This window comes from Ancylobacter polymorphus (genome assembly GCF_022836935.1).
GTDB lineage: Bacteria > Pseudomonadota > Alphaproteobacteria > Rhizobiales > Xanthobacteraceae > Ancylobacter > Ancylobacter polymorphus_A.
On the sequence record NZ_CP083239.1, the window covers coordinates 1,411,096 to 1,429,197 of the forward strand.

21 protein-coding genes are annotated in these 18,102 nt (G+C 68.4%); 7 read left to right on the plus strand and 14 right to left on the minus strand.

From position 1 onward, the window contains the following. Positions 1-2: 2 nt before the first annotated feature. From K9D25_RS06595 to K9D25_RS06610, 4 genes are all read right to left on the minus strand, one after another. Positions 3-527, minus strand: a complete 525-nt coding sequence (locus tag K9D25_RS06595) for a DoxX family protein (protein ID WP_244450062.1) — start codon at positions 525-527, stop codon at positions 3-5. Then, positions 524-1,294: an HvfC/BufC N-terminal domain-containing protein gene (locus K9D25_RS06600; protein ID WP_244450063.1), complete on the minus strand. Its 771-nt coding sequence runs from the start codon at positions 1,292-1,294 to the stop codon at positions 524-526. The genes K9D25_RS06595 and K9D25_RS06600 overlap by 4 nt, the downstream gene beginning before the upstream one ends. A gap of 3 nt (positions 1,295-1,297) precedes the next feature. Further along, on the minus strand, positions 1,298-2,173 hold the full coding sequence (gene bufB, locus K9D25_RS06605; RefSeq protein WP_244450064.1) for an MNIO family bufferin maturase: 876 nt from the start codon (positions 2,171-2,173) through the stop codon (positions 1,298-1,300). Positions 2,174-2,254: 81 nt separating this feature from the next. After that, a complete protein-coding gene (locus K9D25_RS06610) occupies positions 2,255-2,542 on the minus strand; it encodes a BufA1 family periplasmic bufferin-type metallophore (RefSeq protein WP_244450065.1) in 288 nt (95 codons plus the stop codon). A 183-nt stretch (positions 2,543-2,725) separates the two neighbouring features. Here K9D25_RS06610 and K9D25_RS06615 point away from each other — a divergent pair, with 183 nt between their 5' ends. Both K9D25_RS06615 and K9D25_RS06620 read left to right on the plus strand, forming a co-directional pair. After that, positions 2,726-3,262, plus strand: coding sequence for a sigma-70 family RNA polymerase sigma factor (locus tag K9D25_RS06615; RefSeq protein WP_244450066.1), 537 nt, complete (start codon positions 2,726-2,728; stop codon positions 3,260-3,262). 1 nt (position 3,263) lies between these two features. Then, on the plus strand, positions 3,264-3,902 hold the full coding sequence (locus tag K9D25_RS06620; protein WP_244450067.1) for an NrsF family protein: 639 nt from the start codon (positions 3,264-3,266) through the stop codon (positions 3,900-3,902). Between the two features lie 6 nt (positions 3,903-3,908). Here K9D25_RS06620 and K9D25_RS06625 read toward each other — a convergent pair whose 3' ends face one another. Continuing rightward, complete coding sequence (locus tag K9D25_RS06625) at positions 3,909-4,352, minus strand: SRPBCC family protein (protein WP_244450068.1); 444 nt, start codon at positions 4,350-4,352, stop codon at positions 3,909-3,911. A 153-nt stretch (positions 4,353-4,505) separates the two neighbouring features. On the opposite strand from K9D25_RS06625, the gene K9D25_RS06630 reads away from it, so the two are divergent. The 5 genes from K9D25_RS06630 to K9D25_RS06650 are packed head-to-tail and all read left to right on the plus strand — an operon-like array spanning position 4,506 to position 7,964. Beyond that, entirely contained in the window at positions 4,506-4,922 is a 417-nt protein-coding gene (locus K9D25_RS06630; protein WP_244450069.1) for a VOC family protein, read from the plus strand. Positions 4,923-4,933: 11 nt separating this feature from the next. After that, positions 4,934-6,019 (plus strand): WD40/YVTN/BNR-like repeat-containing protein, encoded by a 1,086-nt coding sequence (locus K9D25_RS06635; RefSeq protein ID WP_244450070.1) that lies wholly within the window; start codon positions 4,934-4,936, stop codon positions 6,017-6,019. Positions 6,020-6,048: 29 nt separating this feature from the next. Further along, positions 6,049-6,321: a MoaD/ThiS family protein gene (locus tag K9D25_RS06640; protein WP_244450071.1), complete on the plus strand. Its 273-nt coding sequence runs from the start codon at positions 6,049-6,051 to the stop codon at positions 6,319-6,321. Positions 6,322-6,342: 21 nt separating this feature from the next. Further along, positions 6,343-6,714, plus strand: coding sequence for a YciI family protein (locus K9D25_RS06645; protein WP_244450072.1), 372 nt, complete (start codon positions 6,343-6,345; stop codon positions 6,712-6,714). Further along, positions 6,711-7,964, plus strand: coding sequence for an RNA polymerase sigma factor (locus K9D25_RS06650; protein ID WP_244450073.1), 1,254 nt, complete (start codon positions 6,711-6,713; stop codon positions 7,962-7,964). Before K9D25_RS06645 ends, K9D25_RS06650 begins: the two co-directional genes overlap by 4 nt. Here K9D25_RS06650 and xth read toward each other — a convergent pair whose 3' ends face one another. The 9 genes from xth to K9D25_RS06695 all read right to left on the minus strand — a co-directional run bounded on the left by xth (position 7,965) and on the right by K9D25_RS06695 (position 18,028). Further along, positions 7,965-8,771 (minus strand): exodeoxyribonuclease III, encoded by an 807-nt coding sequence (xth, locus tag K9D25_RS06655; RefSeq protein WP_244450074.1) that lies wholly within the window; start codon positions 8,769-8,771, stop codon positions 7,965-7,967. 25 nt (positions 8,772-8,796) lie between these two features. Further along, positions 8,797-9,405, minus strand: coding sequence for a cysteine hydrolase family protein (locus K9D25_RS06660; protein WP_244450075.1), 609 nt, complete (start codon positions 9,403-9,405; stop codon positions 8,797-8,799). A gap of 11 nt (positions 9,406-9,416) precedes the next feature. Next, on the minus strand, positions 9,417-11,528 hold the full coding sequence (locus tag K9D25_RS06665) for a catalase (protein ID WP_244450076.1): 2,112 nt from the start codon (positions 11,526-11,528) through the stop codon (positions 9,417-9,419). Between the two features lie 160 nt (positions 11,529-11,688). Beyond that, complete coding sequence (locus tag K9D25_RS06670; RefSeq protein ID WP_244450077.1) at positions 11,689-12,222, minus strand: DNA-3-methyladenine glycosylase; 534 nt, start codon at positions 12,220-12,222, stop codon at positions 11,689-11,691. 63 nt (positions 12,223-12,285) lie between these two features. After that, complete coding sequence (locus K9D25_RS06675; RefSeq protein WP_244450078.1) at positions 12,286-13,251, minus strand: ABC transporter substrate-binding protein; 966 nt, start codon at positions 13,249-13,251, stop codon at positions 12,286-12,288. Positions 13,252-13,277: 26 nt separating this feature from the next. Continuing rightward, complete coding sequence (locus K9D25_RS06680) at positions 13,278-14,303, minus strand: ABC transporter permease (protein WP_244450079.1); 1,026 nt, start codon at positions 14,301-14,303, stop codon at positions 13,278-13,280. After that, complete coding sequence (locus K9D25_RS06685) at positions 14,296-15,825, minus strand: sugar ABC transporter ATP-binding protein (RefSeq protein WP_244450080.1); 1,530 nt, start codon at positions 15,823-15,825, stop codon at positions 14,296-14,298. The genes K9D25_RS06680 and K9D25_RS06685 overlap by 8 nt, the downstream gene beginning before the upstream one ends. Continuing rightward, a complete protein-coding gene (locus K9D25_RS06690; RefSeq protein WP_244450081.1) occupies positions 15,822-16,973 on the minus strand; it encodes a Gfo/Idh/MocA family protein in 1,152 nt (383 codons plus the stop codon). The genes K9D25_RS06685 and K9D25_RS06690 overlap by 4 nt, the downstream gene beginning before the upstream one ends. Continuing rightward, a complete protein-coding gene (locus K9D25_RS06695) occupies positions 16,970-18,028 on the minus strand; it encodes a sugar phosphate isomerase/epimerase family protein (protein WP_244450082.1) in 1,059 nt (352 codons plus the stop codon). The genes K9D25_RS06690 and K9D25_RS06695 overlap by 4 nt, the downstream gene beginning before the upstream one ends. Between the last annotated feature and the right edge of the window lie 74 nt (positions 18,029-18,102).

The window sequence follows — 18,102 nt, forward strand, 5'->3', positions numbered from 1 at the left end:
GTTCAGGGCTGTGGTGCGGGAAAGAGCCGCCGCCACAGCCCGTCCAGCCCCAGCGGGCCGCCGCCGAACGCCACCAGCGCGAAGGCCATGGCCGCCCAGGGCAGGTGAAAATTCGCCCAGCCCTCGGGAATGGTGAGCTGGATGATGGCCGTCATGACCAGCAGGCCGAGCGCGGCAAAGCGGGTGGCGAGGCCGAGCAGGAGTAGTAGCGGCAGGACGATCTCGCCCGTCCCCGCCGCCGCCGCCATCAGCGTGGGAAAGGGATAGGGATAGGTGGCGCCGAACAGGTGCAGCCGGAACTCCTCCTCGAACAGGAAATGCGCCCCGGCCGAGAGGGTGAGGAAGCCGTCCCATTTGGTGAGGCCCGACAGGAAGAACGGCACCGCCAGCGCGACGCGCAGCGCGAGCAGCGGCAAAGCCGGCGGGATCGCCGCCAGCAGCGCCTCCGCCCCGGCGATCGGGGTCAGGAGCGAAAGAGGCCGATGCGGCTGCCGTCCGCGCGCCGCGTCCCCGATGTCGAACGTCATGGCACGTCTCCCTGTTGCATGTCGGTGAAGGCACCAAGTGTGAGAAGGCCGACGAGCGCGGTGCCGAAATCAAAGCCGGGGTCGGCGGCAAGCGCCGCCTCCGTCGCCGCGCCCAGCGCGTGACCGGCGAAGAGGCACGCGGCGAAAGGCTCGTCGCAGGGCGGCAGGACATGCACGCTCACCGCCATGCCCGGCCGCACCACCAGCACCGTTTCCGCGTTCCAGCTTTCGACCGGCGTGACTGTGGCGCCCTGATGCGCCGCCCAGATCGCCCCGACGGGATGGGCGGAGCGCAGCACTGTCGCGGAAGGGTGCGCACGCAGGGTGAGGCCCGCCATCTCCTCCGGCGCCAGGGCGGCGAGCCGCTGGAGCGCCAGCGGTGCCGCGTCGGCGGCGTGATAGGCCCGCGTCCACGCCGCCTCGAGCCGGGCGACATCGGCGAGATAGGGCAGGGCCGCGGCCGGCGCGAAGCCGGCTATGAAATCGGGAAAATCGTCGCCATAGTGCATGAGCAACGGCGAGGAGGGCTTGCATTCACCGACATAGACGCGGGCCATGCCGGCGAAGAATTCCGCCCCCACCAGCCGCTCGGTAACAGTGAAGCGCTGCGCCAGCGCCCGCGTCAGTCCGACATGGACATTGTTGCGATAGACGGCGAAGCGGGCGGCATCCGCCGTACCGCGCGTGCCGGTGAGGCCGGGCGGCACCAGGGCGCCGGGATGGAGAAGGGCCTGTGCGAAGCCGTGTTGGCGGGTGGCGCTGTCCATGGCTCACCCCGCCCGCCGCAGCGGGGCGCGTCGCGCCGCCTCGGCCGCGATCCGCGCGTCTACCCGCATCGCTTCGGCGTGGAGGGTGGCGAAGTCCGGCACGTCATTGTCCCATTCGATCAGGGTCGGTACCGGGCCGGTCCGGGAGAGCGCATGGTCGTAGAGCGCCATCACATCGGTGCGGACCGGTGAGCCATGGGCGTCGATCAGCAGCCGGTCGCCGGCGCCGTCCGTCGTCTCGTCATAGCCGGCGAGGTGGATTTCACCCACGCGCCCGACCGGAAAGCGGTCGATATAGAGATGCGGGTCCAGCCGGTGATTGACGCAGGACACCATGACATTGTTCACGTCGAGCAGCAGGCCGCAGCCGGTGCGGGAGGCGACCGCCTCGAGAAAATCAATCTCATCGATCGTGCTCTCCGCGAAGACGAGATAGGTGGAGGGATTCTCCAGCAGAAGCTGCCGCCCGATCGCCTGCTGCGTCTCCTCGACATGCGCACTCACCCGCGCCAGCGTCTCCGGTGTGTAGGGCAGGGGCAGGAGGTCATTGAGAAAGCCGGTGTCGTGGGTCGACCAGGCGAGATGCTCGGAGAAGCTCTGCGGCCGGTAGCGGTCGATCAGCGCCCGCAGCCGGCGCAGATGCGCGGTGTCGAGCGGTCCCGCCCCGCCGATGGACAGGCCGACACCGTGCAGCGACAGCGGGTAGAGGGCGGCCACCGCTTCGAGATAGGCATGTGGCGGCCCGCCCGCGCCCATGTAGTTCTCGGCGTGGACCTCGAAGAAGCCGATATCGGGCCGGGATTCCAGCACATCACGGTAATGCTCGGGTTTGAGGCCGAGCCCGGCGCGGGGCGGCAGGCGGTCGAGAGTGAGAGGCATGGGACATCTCGCGTCACACAAGGAGCTTGATCCGGCGGCCGGAAGGGGAGGAGGCCCGGTGAGGGGCCTCCTTGAGCCGGCTCAGCTCTTGATCGGGGTCAGCGAGCCCATATGGCTGCCACCCTTCATGGTCACGCAGGTGCCCTTGGGTACCGCCTTCCAGGCATTGCCCTGGTAGTCCATGGTCGAGGTGCCGGCGCAGCTGGTGCCGGGGCCGGCGGCGCAGTCATTCTGCCCCTTCAGGGCGATGCCGTAGCACTTCTCATTGCCGGCCATCTTTTCCGGCGCCAGCGGCGCGGCAAAGGCGGCGCCGGCAAGAGCCGCGGTGAGCGAGCCGGCAAGGGCGAGAGCGAGGGTCGAGCGGTTCATGGGTCGTCTCCTGTGGCATGGCGCGGCCCAGCTCGGCCGTGCGATTGTCCATTCGACCGCCGCAGGGAAGGTGTTACGTTGCTGCCTGACACGAATTCGTGATCGGTGCGCGGCGGCTCTTGGCCGCTCTTTGCGCCCTCCCGTAACAAGTCGCCTCGGGCGTGCGAACAGGAGAAGCCGACGTTGAGCGGCCGGAACGAGCGCGAACTTGCCGATCTGCTCCGGGCAGCCATCGCCGGTGATGCGCGCAGCTATGCGCTGTTTCTTGACCGTGTCGCCGGTCTTGTCCGCGCCTATGCGCGCAGCAAGATCAGCCATGGCGGGGTGGACCCGGAGGATGTGGTGCAGGAGGTGCTGCTGGCGATCCACTTGAAGCGGCATACATGGCTGCCGGAAGCCCCCGTGCTGCCATGGGTCTATGCCATTGCCCGCTTCAAGCTGATCGACGCCTTCCGCCGGCGCGGCCGGCGGGTGGAGGTCGAATTGGACGACATCGCCGAGACGGTTCCCCAGCCGGAGGTCGAAGCGGTGAGCGCGCGCGACATCGGCCGGGCGCTGGAAGGGCTGTCACCCGGCCAGCGTTCGGTGGTGGCGGCGATTTCGGTCGAGGGCCGCTCGGTCGAAGAGACGGCGCGCACGCTGGACATGACGGAAAGCGCGGTGCGGGTGGCGCTGCACCGGGGCCTCGCCGCCATCGCGCGGCGCTTTGGACGTGAGTGACATGGATACGCAGAACCTCATCCGCGCCATGGCGGCCGATACGGGCCGCCGCGCCCTGCCGCTGCGCACCGCCTGGCGTGTGGCGCTGGTCCTGGCCGTCGTCGCGGCGGGGGTGGTGTTCACGCTCGCTCTGGGCCCGCGTCCCGATGCCGTGGCCGCGCTGGAAACGCTGCGCTTCCTGTTCAAATTTGTGGTGACGCTGGCGCTGGCCGGCAGCGCCTTCCTTCTGCTGCGGCGGCTGGTGCGGCCGGGGGCGGAGGCGTACGCCCCGCTTGGCTGGCTACTCGCCGGGCCGGCGCTGCTGCTCGCCGGCGTGGGCCTGGAACTGCTCGCTGTCCCCGCCGCCGACTGGTGGGCAAGGCTGGTCGGCATCAATGCGAGAACCTGCCTCACCTTCATTCCGCTGATCGGCGCGGCGCCGCTCGTCGTCTTCCTTGCCGTGCTGCGCCATGGCGCCCCCGCCCGGCCGGCGCTCGCGGGCGCGGTGGCGGGGCTTCTGGCCGGCGGACTGGCGGCGGCGTTCTACGCCGCGCATTGCCCCGACGATTCCCCGCTCTTCGTCGCCACCTGGTACAGTCTTGCCATTGCCGGGCTGGCGGTGGCGGGGGCGATCCTCGCCCCGCGCGTGGCGCGCTGGTAGGCGCCGCTATCCCGCGATCTCCGGCTCAACCAGCCGGGCCAGATTTTCCAGAGATTGCTGCCAGCCGAGATAGCAGGCTTCGGGCGGTATGGCGTCGGGTATGCCCGCCTGCACGATCTCCAGTTCGGTGCCGAGCGACACCTCGCGCAAGTTCACGCTCACCACGATCTCGCCGGGCAAGGCGGGGTCGTCGAAGCGGTCGGTGTAGCGCAGGCGGCTGCCGGGGGTCAGCTCCTGATAGGCGCCGCCGAAGGAATGGCTCTCGCCAGTAGTGAAGTTGCGGAAGGACATGCGAAACGAACCGCCCACCCGGGCCTCGAGATGGTGCACGGTGCAGGTAAATCCGTGCGGTGGAATCCACTTCGCCAGCGCATCCGCCTCGATGAAGGCGCGATAGACCTTCTCCGGGCGGGTTGCGAGGACGCGGTGCAGGCGTATCGTGCTGGGCATGGCGCTTGAGCCTCCTGATGTGCCGGTGCTGCCCCAAGGACGTGCGACCCGGCCCCCTGCCGACAGGGCCGCGAAAAAACTTTCCGCCCCCTGTCGGTTCTGCGCCTCGCTTTTCGTCCTTGCGGGATCGAGGCGACCAGAGGGAGAACCGCGATGAACGTGCAGGCCTATCTGATGTTCAATGGCCGGACCGAAGAAGCGCTGGCATTCTACACGCAGGCGGTCGGGGCGGAGGTGACGGCGCTGATGCGCTTTGGCGAGGCACCCGAGCCGCCGCCGCCCGGCATGGTGCCGGACGGCTGGGACGACAAGGTGATGCACTCCAGTTTCCGTATCGGTGACGCCGAGCTGATGGCCTCCGATGGCTGCCAATCGGGTGATGCGGGCTTCGCCGGCATTTCGCTCGCCCTTTCCGTCGGCTCGCCGCAGGAAGCGGAGCAGCGCTTCGCCGCGCTGGCCGAGGGCGGCACGGTGACGATGCCGCTCGGCCCCACCTTCTTCGCTCCGGCCTTCGGCACGCTCACCGACCGTTTCGGCGTGTCCTGGATGGTCGTGGTGGCGACGAATTAAGGGAGGGCGCGATGGCTCAACAGGTTCTCGTTCTCGTCGGCACCCGCAAGGGCGCCTTTCTCGCGGAAAGCGACGCGGCGCGCCGCTTCTGGCAGTTGCGCGGCCCGTTCTGCGAGACATGGCCGACCAACCATGTGGTCGCCGATCCCGCCAGCGGCACGCTCTATGCCGGCGGCGGCAATGAATGGTTTGGGCCGGCGGTGTGGAAATCGACCGATTTTGGCGTCAGCTGGACGCATTCGAGCCAGGGCCTCGCCTATGAAGCTGGGCAGGACCCGGTGAAGTCCGTGTGGAGCCTCGCGGTGGCGGGCGATGGCACGCTCTATGCCGGTGTCGAGCCGGCGGGGCTGTTCCGCAGCACCGATGGCGGGGTCAGCTGGACCCATCTTGACGGGCTGCAGAAACACCCCACCCGGCCGGAATGGCACCCCGGCGGCGCCGGGCTGATCCTGCACTCGCTGGTGCTGGATCCTGCCGACTCGAACAAAATCTGGGTCGGCATTTCCGCCGCCGGCGTGTTCGCCAGCGAGGATGGCGGGCTCACCTGGGAGACCCGCAATCGTGGCACCCGCGCCGACTTCATGCCGGAGGGGCAGAACTATCCCCAATTCGGCCAGTGCGTGCATTGCCTCGTCATGGCTCCGGGCGGGCGCGGGCGGCTCTACCAGCAGAACCATTGCGGCATGTACCGCTCGGACGATGGCGGTCGCAGCTGGGAGAGCATCGAGAAGGGCCTGCCCTCTTCCTTCGGCTTTCCGGCCGCCGTGCATCCGCGTGACCCGGACGGGCTCTACCTCATCCCGCTGAACGGCGACATCAAGGGCCGCTTCATGCCGGAAGGCAACGCCGCCGTCTGGCGCACGGGAGACGCGGGCGCCAGCTGGCGGGCGCAGCGCGCTGGCCTTCCGCAGGGCGGTGCCTATTTCAACGTGCTGCGCCAGGCGATGGCCACCGACACGCTGGAACCCGCCGGCGTCTATTTCGGCAGCAATGCCGGCGGGCTCTATGCCAGCGCCGATGAGGGCGAAAGCTGGGACTGCATTGCCCCGCATCTGCCGACCATTACCTCGGTCGAAACGCTGGTGTGGGAGCGGTGAGGCCGATGGCGGGGGAGCGGCCGGCCGACATGCCGGCGCCTGTGCGGGTGCGCCTGCCGCCGCATCTCATCGTGCTGTTTCCCGGGGCGGAGCGGCAGGTCGCGGTAACGGCCGCCAGCGTTTCCGAACTCGCCGACCGCCTCGACGCGCTGTGGCCCGGCATGCGCGAGCGGCTCTGCGACGAGACACCGGCGATCCGGCGCCACATCAACGTCTTCGTCGACGGAAGGCGGGCGCGGCTTTCCACCCCGCTCGCCCCCGGCGCCGATGTCTTCGTCATCACCGCGATCAGCGGCGGCTGACGCCCACCTGAGAGGACGCCCATGTTCTATGCTTTGCTCTGTTACCATCAGGAAGACGTCGTCTGCGCCTGGACGAGGGAAGAGGACGACGCGGTGATGCGGAAGCTCGCCGTGGTGCAGGAACGGCTTATCCGGGACGGCAAGCTCGGCCCCGCCGCGCGGCTGCTGCCGACTACGGCGGCCACCACCCTGCGCAAGGACCAGGACCCGCCTTTGGTGCTCGATGGCCCCTTCGCCGAGACCAAGGAGCAATTGCTCGGCTTCTACATCCTGGACTGCGCCGATCTCGAAGAGGCGCTCGGCATCGCCCGCGAGCTCGGCGTGGCCAATCCAGGCGGCTGCTATGAGGTGCGCCCGATCGGCCTGTTCCTTGATGGCGGCGCGCGGCCATGAGCGAGGAGGCGCGCGCCTTCGGCCCAGTGCTCACGGCGGCGCGCCCGCAGACGGTCGCGGCACTGCTGCGCTATTTCCGCGACCTCGATCTCGCCGAAGAGGCGTTTCAGGAGGCGTGCCTGCGGGCGCTGAAGAGCTGGCCGCAAAACGGCCCGCCGCGCGATCCGGCCGCCTGGCTCATCTTCGTCGGCCGCAATGTCGCGCTCGACAGCGTGCGGCGCCGGGCGAGGCAGGTGGCGCTGCCGCCGGAAGACGCCTTTTCCGATACGGACGATGCCGAGGCGGCGGTCGCGGCACAGATGGACGGTGCGCATTACCGCGACGACGTGCTGCGCCTGCTGTTCATCTGCTGCCACCCGGAGCTGCCGGCGACGCAGCAGATCGCGCTCGCCCTGCGCATCGTCTCCGGCCTCTCCGTCGGCCAGATCGCCCGCGCCTTCCTGGTGAGCGAGACGGCGATGGAGCAGCGCGTCACCCGCGCCAAGGCGCGCATCGCCCGTGCGCAGGCGGGGGAGGGCGGCGTACCGTTCGAGCCGCCCGGCCCGGTGGAGCGGGCGGAGCGGCTCGGCGCCGTCGCCGCCATGCTCTATCTCGTCTTCAACGAGGGTTATTCCGCCGCCGGCGACCAGACCGCCGCCCGCGCGCCCCTGTGTGAGGAAGCGATCCGCCTCGCCCGGCTGCTGCTGCGGCTGTTTCCGGCCGAGCCGGAAATCATGGGCCTTGCTGCGCTGATGTTGCTGCAGCACGCCCGCGCCCCGGCCCGCTTTGCCGCCGACGGCACGGTGATCCTGCTGGAGCACCAGGATCGCGCCCTGTGGAATCGCGCGTTCATTGCTGAAGGGCTGGCATTGCTCGACAAGGCGATGCGCCACCGTCGGCCCGGCGCCTATCAGGTGCAGGCGGCCATCGCCGCGTTGCATGCGCGCGCCTCCACTCCTGAAGAGACCGACTGGGCGCAGATCGACCTGCTCTACGGCACGCTGGAAATCCTGACCCCCTCGCCCGTGGTAACGTTGAACCGTGCAGTGGCGATTTCCAAACTGCGCGGCCCGGAAGCCGCGCTCGGCATGGTGGAGCCTTTGGGCGAGCGGCTTTCCGGCTACTTCCATTATCACGGCCTGCGCGGCGCGCTGCTGATGCAGCTCGGCCGCACAAGGGAGGCGCGTGAAGGGTTCATGACCGCGATCAGCCTCGCCACTACGCCGGCCGAAGCCGCGCATATACGCAGCCATCTCGACGGGCTGAAATAGCTAGCCGGCGCTCTTGCGCCGCCGCGCCGGGCGCGCGGGAGCGAGCTCGATCCAGGCCGGGGCGTGGTCGCTCGCCTTGTCCCAGCCGCGCACGGCACGGTCGACCCCGGCGGCGGTGAGGCGCGGCGCGAGCGCCGGGCTCAGCAGCAGGTGGTCGAGCCGCAGCCCGGCATCGCGCTCGAAGGCGCGGCGGAAATAGTCCCAGAAGGTGTAGAGGCGTTCACCGGGATGCAGCGCGCGTAGCGCGTCGGTCCAACCCTGTGCGGTGAGGGTGTGGAAGGCCTCGCGCACCTCCGGCCGGAACAGCGCGTCATCCACCCAGCGCTCCGGCTTGTACACGTCGAGTTCGGTCGGCATCACATTGTAGTCGCCGGCGAGCACGACAGGCACGTCGAGCGCCCGCAACTCCGCCGCATGCGCCAGCAACCGCGCGAACCAGTTCCGCTTGTAGTCGAATTTTGGACCCGGCGCGGGATTGCCATTCGGCAGATAGAGGCAGCCGATCAGCAGGCCCTCGACCGCGGCCTCGATATAGCGCGCCTGCATGTCCTTCGCCTCGCCCGGCAGGCCGCGCCTTGTCTCGATCGGCTCGCGCCCGCGGGCGAGGATGGCGACGCCGTTCCAGCTCTTCTGGCCGTGCCAGATGGCGCCATAGCCGGCCTGCTCGATGGCGCGAATGGGAAAGCGGCCGTCGGGCGCTTTCAGTTCCTGCAGGCACACCACATCCGGGCGCGCCTCCTCCAGCCAACGCAGCAGCACGGTCAGCCGGCCATTGATGCCGTTGACGTTGAAGGTGGCGATCTTCATCGGTGGCGCCCGCGGCGGAAACGGTTCAGTGCCACTGCGCCAGCACCTCCTCGGTGCGGACCACCTCCACCTGCTGGCTGAAGCGGCGTGTATAGAGCTCCATCAGCGCGTCATGCGTGGCATCGGACGAACTGCACAGCGCATCGGTGGCCAGGATGACCCGAAAGCCACGGTCGATGGCGCCGAGTGCGGTGGCGAGAACGCAAACATCCGTCTCGCCGCCGCTGATGACCAGCGCCTCGACCCCGGCGGGGGCCAACAAGGCGTCGAGCCGTCCCTCGGTCCAGGGCGAATAGACGCTCTTGTCGATTATCCGCGCCGGCGGCACGAAGCGCTCCAGCGTTGGCACCAGCCGTACCGCCTCCGGACCCAATGCCTCGCCGGTGACGGCCTCCCAGCGCTGATAATAGCGCGCCCAGCTGCCGATCGCGTCGCTCGCCCGCTGCGGCGGTACGAAGCGGGTGAACACCGTCCGTTCGGGACGATGCGCACACAGCGCCTCCACCGCCGGCAACACTTTTTCCAGCCACGGCACCGTCCAGGGCGAGCCCGGTGCGAACAGGCGCTGCATGTCGACGCACAGATGCAGGCAGTTCGCCCCGAGCGGACCGTGGATGAGGCCGCGCGCTGCCATGGCCCCGCCGTTCAGAGCTTGACCGCCGCTTCCCGCGCCCACAGGCGCAGCGCACGGCAGCTCTCAACGAAGGCGTCGACCGAAGTGGCATCCTCCAGCGTGATCAGCCCTTCATCGGCGTCCGGGGCGACGCCGGCCTTGGCCATCAGCGGCAGGGCGGCGGCGGTGAAGCCGATGAACTTGCAATGGGCGAAGGCGTCCGCCACGAAGTCGCGCGCTGCCGCCTCGCCGGCGAGCCGTTCCGCGCCTTCCTCCGACAGCAGCAGCGCCACCGCGTCAAACAGCACCGAGGGGCCGCCGTCGATCATGTGATGGGCGGGCAGCTTGGTGCCGTCGGCGGTCTCGACGCCGCCCACTTTCGGCGCCACCAGCTCCATCGTCGCCCCTTCGGCGGCGAGGGTCGCCTGAAGCGCATTCAGCAGCGTGCCGTCACAGCCATTGCTCACCAGCACGCCCACCTTGCGACCCCTAAAGCTCTTCGGGCCGTTCTCGATGATGCTGAGCGCGGGCGAGGCGGGCAGGTCGTCCCGCGGGGTTACGGCCACATCGGCGGGCTTGGGCAGCATGTCGATGCCGAGCTTGTCGGCCACCGTCGCGCCGAGCGCCTCGTCAATGTTGAGCAGATGCGCCACCATGCGCTCGCGGATAACCACCTCTTCGACCTTGCTGAGCTCGAAGGTCAGCGCCATGGCGATGTGCTTCTGCTCCGGCGCGGTCTGGCTGTTGAAGAACTGCCGCGCCTGGCTGTAATGGTCGGCGAAGCTCTCCGGCCGCAGCCGCACCTTCGGCGCGTCGATCGACTCGGCGAAGCTGCGGAAGCCGCGCGCCGGGTCGGGCCGGGGACCCTCCCCCCGCGAATTGGGCTGGTAATTGGTGCGCCCCACCGGGTTGCGCATCGCCATGTGCCCGTCCTGCTGGAAATGCGCGAAGGGGCATTTCGGCGCGTTGATCGGGATATGGGTGAAGTTCGGGCTGCCGAGACGCTTCAGCTGGGTGTCGAGATAGGAGAAATTCCGCCCCTGCAGCAGCGGATCGTTGGAAAAATCGATACCCGGCGGCACGTTCTGCGTCATGAACGCCACCTGCTCGGTCTCGGCGAAGAAATTGTCCGGCATGCGGTCCAGCACCAGCCGGCCGACGGGCACCGGCTTGATGATTTCTTCCGGGATCAGTTTGGTCGGGTCGAGCACATCGAAATCGAAGCTGTCGGCGAAATCCTGGTCGAACAGCTGCACGCACAATTCCCATTCCGGGAAATCGCCGGACTGGATCGCCTGCCACAGGTCGCGGCGATGAAAGTCGGGGTCGGCGCCGTTGATCTTCACCGCCTCGTTCCACACCACGGATTGCAGCCCGAGCTTGGGCTTCCAGATGAATTTGACGAAGGTGGATTCGTCCTTGGCGTTGAGCAGGCGGAAGGTGTGGACGCCGAAGCCTTCCATGAAGCGGAAGGAGCGCGGGATCGCCCGGTCCGACATCACCCACATGATCATGTGCATGGATTCCGGGGTCAGCGAGATGAAGTCCCAGAAATTGTCATGCGCCGACTGCGCCTGCGGAAAGGCGCGGTCCGGCTCGGGCTTCACCGCGTGGATGACATCGGGAAACTTGATGGCGTCCTGGATGAAGAACACCGGGATGTTGTTGCCGACGAGGTCCCAGTTGCCTTCCCTCGTGTAAATCTTCACCGCGAAGCCGCGCACGTCGCGGGCGAGGTCGAAGGAGCCCTTGGAGCCGGCCACGGTGGAAAAGCGCACAAAGGCGGGCGTCTTCTCGCCGGGGCGCTGGAACAGGTCGGCCCGGGTATATTTCGCCAGCGATTCATAGGTCTCGAAATAGCCATGGGCGCCATAGCCGCGGGCATGCACCACGCGCTCGGGAATGCGCTCATGGTCGAAATGGAACATCTTCTCGCGAAAGTGGAAGTCTTCCATCAGCGCCGGGCCGCGCGGGCCCACTTTCAGCGTGTTCTGGTCGTCCGCCACCGGGCCGCCCTGCGCGGTGGTCAGCACCTGCGTGTCGCCCTCCGCGAACTGGTGCAGCTCGCCGCCCGCGCCCCGCGTCAGGGTCTGGTCGTGAATCCGCGCGGCCGAACCGGCGGCCCCCTTGCTCTTGCGTGCCATGCGTCTGCGCTCCCTCGGCGTGTGGCCAGTGATCCGGCGTCGCCTCACTAACCGCAGGGGGAGCCATTCGTTGCCGGCGCGCGTGCATTCGCGGCATGGATTCGTGCCTGCCGACGCTCCTGCTTAGCCGGCTACCGGACGCGGGTATGTGGGGGAGGGTTCAGGGGAAGCGGCGGCTGAGGAAGGGCGAGCCGCGCAGCCCGAACCGCCAGGGCTCGGCGACGGCCTTGGAGATGCCGATGCGCGGCCCGGTCACGATGTCGGGCACGCCCTCGCGCTCGCGCCAGTCGAAGGGCGGAAGGTCGAGCGGCGCGCCGTCGAGAGCGCCGGTGATGGCGAGCGCCTGGGTGAGCCGGCCGGGACCCGCGCAGAGAAAGGCCGGGCCGCCCCGGCGCGCCGCCATGCGCTCCAGCCCCACGAGCGGCGCCAGCGCCCTTATCAGCACCGCCCCGTGGCCTTCCGCAACGATGTTGAAGCACCAGTGCAGACCGTAGGAGCGGTAGACATAGGCATGGAACGGCTGGCCGAACATCGCCGCGTTGCGCGGTGTGCGGCCGGTGAAGCTGTGCGAGGCCGGGTCGTCGCGCCGATAGGCCTCGGTCTCGACGATGAGGCCGCCGACGCCGTCGACCAGCAGCGTTACCCCAATGAGGCGTGGCGCGAGGGCGAGGGCGTCGCCTTCAAACGGAATCATGGCGCGAGGATAGCATGAGCCATGCGCCGGAGGGGACGCGCGGCCCCCTCCGCCGTCGATGGATCAGAACGGGCTGTCGGGGAAGTAGAACTGCGCCGCGTTCTCCGCCGTGATCAGCGTCGAGCCAATGATGAAGCGGCCATAGACCGGCGTGTTGGAAACGAAGCGCAGCGCGGTGACTTCCAGCGCGGTGGAAATCTGCGCCGGGGTGTAGGAGACGTCGACCGGGATCTGCGGGTCCTTGTCCATCACCCGCTTGATGATCTCCTTCATGCCGGCGCCGCCGACGATCCACATCTCCTTCTGCCGCCCGGCCTGGGAGATGGCCTCCATCACGCCGATGGCCATGTCGTCGTCCGCCGCCCACACGGCGTCGATCTTCTTGTGCTTGGACAGGTAGTCCTGCATGACCTGGAACGCCTTGTCGCGGTTCCAGTTGCCGTGCTGCATGTCGAGAATTTCGATGCCCGAGCCGGCAATGGCGGCCTGGAAGGCGTCGACCCGCTCATTGTCGAGCGTGGTGGGAATGCCGCGCAGCACCACGATCTTGGCGCCGGGCTTGAGATTGGCCTTGAAATATTCGCCGGAGACGCGGCCGAAGGCGGTGTTGTCGCCGGCGACATAGAGGTCCTCGATGCCGGGCTGGGAGAGGCCGCGATCGACCACGGTCACCCATTTGCCGGCATCCTTCACCGCCTTGACCGGGCTAGTCAGCGGCTCGGATTCGAAGGGGAGTACGACAAGCGCGTTGATGTTGCGCGTCGCCACCATGTCCTCGATGTCGTTGACCTGCTTGCCCACCGCGCCGGCGGTGGCGAGCACGAATTCAAGGTTCGGATAGGTCGTCTTCAGCCGCTTGATGGTTTCCTGCGCGTGCCAGTTCAGCCCGCCCATGAAGCCGTGGGTGGCGGAGGGGATCGAGACGCCGATCACCGCCTTCTTGCCCTGCGCGAGCGCGGGCATGGAGACGCCTGCCGCGGCGGTGGCGGCGCCGATGGCGGCGGTGGTGAGAAAGGTCCTGCGTTCCATTGTCGTTTCTCCCATGGTCTCCGCTCTCAGGCGGATGATGATTTGCCGCGCTGGAGAACCACCGCGAGCACGATGATGACGCCCTGGATCGTCCCGTTGAGATAGGGGGAGACGAGGTCCGCCAGGATGAGGATGTTGTCGATCAGGCTGAGGATCAGCACGCCGATCACCGTGCCCCAGACGCGGCCATAGCCGCCCTTCAGCGCCGTGCCGCCGATGATGACGGCAGCGATCGCCTCAAGTTCCCACAGCATGCCGGTGGAGCCGGAGGCCGAACCGAGGCGGGGCACATACATGATGGTGGCGAGGCCGACGAGCAGGCCGAGCAGCACATAGGTCATGAGCCGGATGCGCTCGACATTCACCGCCGAATAGAGCGCCACCTTGTCGTTGGAGCCGATGGCCTCGCAGTAGCGGCCGAAGCGCGTGTGGCGCATGGCGATCTGCCCGGCCACCGCCACGATGGCGAAGACGATGATCGGCCAGGCGATGCCGAACAGGCCGGAATAATAGACCGGCCGGTAGAACTGCCGAACGCCGAAATCGAGGCTGATCGTGCCGCCATCGGCGAGCCAGGTCACCAGCGAGCGGAAGATGCCCATGGTGCCGAGCGTGACGATGAAGGGCTCGATCCGCGCTTTCGTCACCAATAGTCCGTTGCCGAGCCCCGCCAGCAGCCCGACGCCGAGCGCGATGCCCATGCCGGCCAGCACCAGAGGCAGGCCGACGCCCAGCGAGGGCAGCAGCGCGTTCATGCCGAGGATCATTACCCCGGCGATGAACGCCGCCATGGAGCCGACCGAGAGATCGAGCCCGCCTGAGGTGATGACGAAGGTCATCCCCACCGCGATCATGCCGATGAAGGCGGAGCGGGCCAGCACATTGGTGATGTTGCCGGCGGAGAGGAAATTCTCGTTGAGATACGCCCCCAGCGCCACCAGCAGGATCAGCGCCAGCAGCGGGCCGAGCGCGGAGAGGCCCGGCAGACGTGCGGCGAGGGACAGGCGCGGGGCATCGGAGCGCGTGAGGTCAGGGCGCGTGAGATCAGACATGCGAGGCGCTCCCTGTCGGCTGTTCATTGGTGCCCATGACGAGGCGCACCACATCGGTCTCCGTCACCCGCGCGCCTTCCAGCTCGCCGGCGATCCGTCCATGGCGCATCACCAGCACGCGGTCGGACAGGCCGAGGATTTCCGGCATGTCGGAGGAGATGACGATGACGCTGCGCCCCTCGGCCGCGAGCGCGTCGATGAAGGCGTAGATCTGGCTCTTGGTGCCGACATCGATGCCGCGTGTCGGCTCGTCGATGATGACGATCTCCGGGTCCCCCAGCATGGTCTTGGCCAGCAGCAGTTTCTGCTGGTTGCCGCCGGAGAGATTGCCCACCTTCATGTCGCGGCGCGGGGCGCGGATGTCGAACTCGGTGATGGCACGGGAGAGCGCCGCCTCCTCGCGCCGGCCATCGATGAACAGGGCGCCAAAGCGGGCGAGGGTGGAGAGGGTGAGGTTCTCGGTCAGGCTCTTGTCGAGCAGCAGGCCGCGTTCCTTCCGGTCCTCGGTGAGATAGGCGATGCCGCTGGCGGCAGCGTCGCGCACCGATCCGATGGCGACCGGGATGCCATGGCGTAAAATCTCCCCCGTCGCCGGCCGCAGGCCGACCAGCCCCTCGGCAAGTTCGGTGCGGCCGGAGCCGACGAGGCCGGAAATGCCCAGCACCTCGCCGCGCCGCAGGGTGAAGGAGATGTCCGTCACCAGCGGCGGCACGCAGAAGCCGCGCACCTCCAGTGCCACCGTGCCGGCATGGTGGCGCTTGGACGGATAGATGTCCTCCAGCTTGCGACCGACCATGGCGGTGGCCATGCCGTCCTCGGTCAGTTCGCCACGCATCGCCCGGCGCACCACCGCGCCGTCGCGCAGCACGGTGACGCGGTCGGCAAGCCGGGTGATCTCCTCCAGCCGGTGCGAGGTGTAGAGCAGCGCCACGCCCTGCGCCCGCAGCCGCTCGATCTGCCGGAACAGCACCTCCACCTCCCTGTGCGTCAGCACGGCGGAGGGCTCGTCCATGATCAGCACCCGCGCGTTACGCGACAGGGCTTTGGCGATCTCCACCATCTGCCGGTCGGAGACGGGCAGGTCGCGGATGCGGGCTTCCGGGCGGATCGTGCTGCCGAGTTCGTCGAGCAGCGCCTGCGTGCCCGCGCGCATGGCGCGGTGGTCGAGAAACAACCCGCCCTTCTCGCGGCCCAGCCAGATGTTCTCGGTGACGGTGAGGTCGGGGGCGAGGTTGAACTCCTGGTGGATCACCACCACGCCCGAAGCTTCCGCCTGCGCGCCGGTCGTGTAGGGCGCCGGCGCCCCGTCGAGGCGCACCGCGCCGGAGGACGGCGCGAGGAAGCCGCCGAGGATCTTCATGATCGTCGACTTGCCGGCGCCATTCTCGCCGATCAGTGCGTGGACCTCGCCGGCGTGGAGCGCGAAGTCGATGCCGTGCAGGATTTCGATCGGGCCGAAACTCTTGCGGACATCGACGAGTTCGAGCACCGGGGCGGTCGCGCGCTCCGGGGCGGCACTCATAGGCTTACCCAGCCGGCATTGCGGCGCGAGGACTGCACGCAGGCCTCGACGAAACGCATGCCGGCCAGCCCGTCCGCCAGGGTCGGGTAGAGCACCCCCTCAGGCACCTTCTCGCCGGCCTTGTGCGCGCGGATGGCGCGTGCTGCCTCGGCATAGATATTGGCGAAACCTTCGAGATAGCCCTCGGGGTGGCCCGGCGGGATGCGCGAGACGCGGCCTGCCTCCGGCCCCGCCCCCGCCCCGTTGCGGGTGATGCGGCGTTTGGGCTCGCCGAAGGGGGTGAACCAGAGATAATTCGGGTCCTCCTGCGCCCATTCCAGCCCGCCCTTGTCACCATAGACGCGCAGGCGCAGGCCGTTCTCGTTGCCCGGCGCCACCTGGCTTGCCCACAGCATGCCCCGCGCCCCGCCCTCGAAGCGCAGCAACACATGGGCGTTGTCGTCGAGCGCCCGGCCCGGCACGAAGATGGAAAGATCCGCCGCCAGGGCTTCCGGCGTCAGGCCGGAGACGAAGCAGGCGAGGTTGTAGGCATGGGTGCCGATGTCGCCCGTCGCCCCGCCCGCGCCGGAGCGTTCCGGGTCGGTGCGCCATTCCGCCTGCTTGGAGCCGGATTTCTCCGCCGCCTCGGTCAGCCAGTCCTGCACATATTCCACCTGCACGAGGCGGACGCGGCCGATCTCGCCCGCCGCGACCATGGCACGGGCCTGCCGGATCATGGGGTAGCCGGTGTAGTTATGGGTCAGCACGAACAGGGCATCGGCCTTCGCCGCCGCTGCCGCGAGCTTCTTTGCCTCGGCCATAGTCGCGGTCAGCGGCTTGTCGCAGATGACGTGGATGCCGCGCTTGAGGAACTCGATCGCCGGGCCGGCATGCATGTGGTTGGGCGTGACGATCGCCACCGCCTCGATGCCGTCCTTGCGCCGGGCTTCGCCCTTCGCCATCGCGAGATAGTCGTCATAGACGCGGGAGAGGCCGAGCGCCTCGCCGGAGGCGCGGGATTTCTCCGGCGTGGAGGAGAGGGCGCCGGCGATGAGGGTGTATTCGCCGTCGAGCCGGGCGGCGATGCGGTGCACGGCGCCGATGAAGGCGCCGGAGCCGCCGCCGACCATGCCGAGCTTCAGCGGGGCGTGTGCGGAGGCGGTGCTCATCGCTCCAACCCCAGCAAGGCGCGGTTGGCGGCGCGGTCGGTGGCACCGGCGGCGAAGTCGTCAAACGCCTTCTCGGTGACGCGGATGATGTGGTTCTTGACGAATTGCGCGCCCTCGCGCGCCCCATCCTCGGGGTGCTTGAGGCAGCATTCCCACTCGACCACCGCCCAGCCGTCGAAATCCATCGCCGCGAGCTTGGAGAAGATGGCGCCGAAATCCACCTGCCCGTCGCCCGGGCTACGGAAGCGCCCGGCACGCTTCAGCCAGGGCTGGTAACCGCCATACACGCCCTTGCGCCCGGTCGGGTTGAACTCGGCGTCCTTGACGTGAAACATGCCGATGCGCTCGGCATAGATGTCGAGATGGTCGAGATAGTCGAGCTGCTGCAGCACATAGTGCGAGGGATCGTAGAGCATCTTGGCGCGCGGGTGGTTGTCCACCCGCTCCAGGAACATCTCGAACGTATCGCCGTCGTGCAAATCTTCACCCGGATGGATCTCGAAGCACAGATCGACGCCGCACTCATCCGCATAGTCGAGCAGCGGGCGCCAGCGGCGGGCCAGCTCGTCGAAGGCCTCTTCCACCAGCCCGGCGGGGCGCTGCGGCCAGGGGTAGACATAGGGCCAGGCGAGCGCGCCGGAGAAGGTCACCATGGCGGAGAGGCCGAGATGCCTGGAGGCAGTGAGCGCCTTCCGCATCTGATCCACCGCCCATTCCTGCCGCGCCTTGGGGTTGCCGCGCACGGTAGGCGCGGCGAAGCCGTCGAACATGGCGTCATAGGCGGGATGCACCGCGACGAGCTGGCCCTGCAGATGGGTGGACAGCTCGGTGACGACGACGCCGTTCTGCGAGCCTTTTCCCGCCCATTCCGAACACCAGTCGCGCGAGGCCGCCGCCTGGTCGAGATCGAGGATGCGCGGGTCGTTGGTCGGCACCTGCACGCCGGCATAGCCGCAGTCGGCGGCCCAGCGGGTGATGTTGTGCCAGCTGTCGAAGGGCGCGTCTGTGCCGATGAACTGGGCCAGAAACAGGCCCGGTCCCTTGATGGTCCGCATGGTTTCCTCCCGACCGGCATGCCGGCCAACCGTTGGTTTTTGTAATCGGTTGCATTCAGCCTAACGGAGGCCTG

Coding starts and splice junctions, on each gene's coding strand:
- K9D25_RS06690 (WP_244450081.1), bottom strand. CDS start 16,973: ATGAGCACCGCCTCCGCACACGCCCCGCTGAAGCTCGGCATGGTCGGC.
- K9D25_RS06665 (WP_244450076.1), bottom strand. CDS start 11,528: ATGGCACGCAAGAGCAAGGGGGCCGCCGGTTCGGCCGCGCGGATTCAC.
- K9D25_RS06640 (WP_244450071.1), top strand. CDS start 6,049: ATGCCGGCGCCTGTGCGGGTGCGCCTGCCGCCGCATCTCATCGTGCTG.
- K9D25_RS06695 (WP_244450082.1), bottom strand. CDS start 18,028: ATGCGGACCATCAAGGGACCGGGCCTGTTTCTGGCCCAGTTCATCGGC.
- K9D25_RS06600 (WP_244450063.1), bottom strand. CDS start 1,294: ATGGACAGCGCCACCCGCCAACACGGCTTCGCACAGGCCCTTCTCCAT.
- K9D25_RS06645 (WP_244450072.1), top strand. CDS start 6,343: ATGTTCTATGCTTTGCTCTGTTACCATCAGGAAGACGTCGTCTGCGCC.
- K9D25_RS06660 (WP_244450075.1), bottom strand. CDS start 9,405: ATGGCAGCGCGCGGCCTCATCCACGGTCCGCTCGGGGCGAACTGCCTG.
- xth (WP_244450074.1), bottom strand. CDS start 8,771: ATGAAGATCGCCACCTTCAACGTCAACGGCATCAATGGCCGGCTGACC.
- K9D25_RS06635 (WP_244450070.1), top strand. CDS start 4,934: ATGGCTCAACAGGTTCTCGTTCTCGTCGGCACCCGCAAGGGCGCCTTT.
- K9D25_RS06680 (WP_244450079.1), bottom strand. CDS start 14,303: ATGTCTGATCTCACGCGCCCTGACCTCACGCGCTCCGATGCCCCGCGC.
- K9D25_RS06685 (WP_244450080.1), bottom strand. CDS start 15,825: ATGAGTGCCGCCCCGGAGCGCGCGACCGCCCCGGTGCTCGAACTCGTC.
- K9D25_RS06595 (WP_244450062.1), bottom strand. CDS start 527: ATGACGTTCGACATCGGGGACGCGGCGCGCGGACGGCAGCCGCATCGG.
- K9D25_RS06650 (WP_244450073.1), top strand. CDS start 6,711: ATGAGCGAGGAGGCGCGCGCCTTCGGCCCAGTGCTCACGGCGGCGCGC.
- K9D25_RS06675 (WP_244450078.1), bottom strand. CDS start 13,251: ATGGAACGCAGGACCTTTCTCACCACCGCCGCCATCGGCGCCGCCACC.
- bufB (WP_244450064.1), bottom strand. CDS start 2,173: ATGCCTCTCACTCTCGACCGCCTGCCGCCCCGCGCCGGGCTCGGCCTC.
- K9D25_RS06670 (WP_244450077.1), bottom strand. CDS start 12,222: ATGATTCCGTTTGAAGGCGACGCCCTCGCCCTCGCGCCACGCCTCATT.
- K9D25_RS06620 (WP_244450067.1), top strand. CDS start 3,264: ATGGATACGCAGAACCTCATCCGCGCCATGGCGGCCGATACGGGCCGC.
- K9D25_RS06610 (WP_244450065.1), bottom strand. CDS start 2,542: ATGAACCGCTCGACCCTCGCTCTCGCCCTTGCCGGCTCGCTCACCGCG.
- K9D25_RS06625 (WP_244450068.1), bottom strand. CDS start 4,352: ATGCCCAGCACGATACGCCTGCACCGCGTCCTCGCAACCCGCCCGGAG.
- K9D25_RS06630 (WP_244450069.1), top strand. CDS start 4,506: ATGAACGTGCAGGCCTATCTGATGTTCAATGGCCGGACCGAAGAAGCG.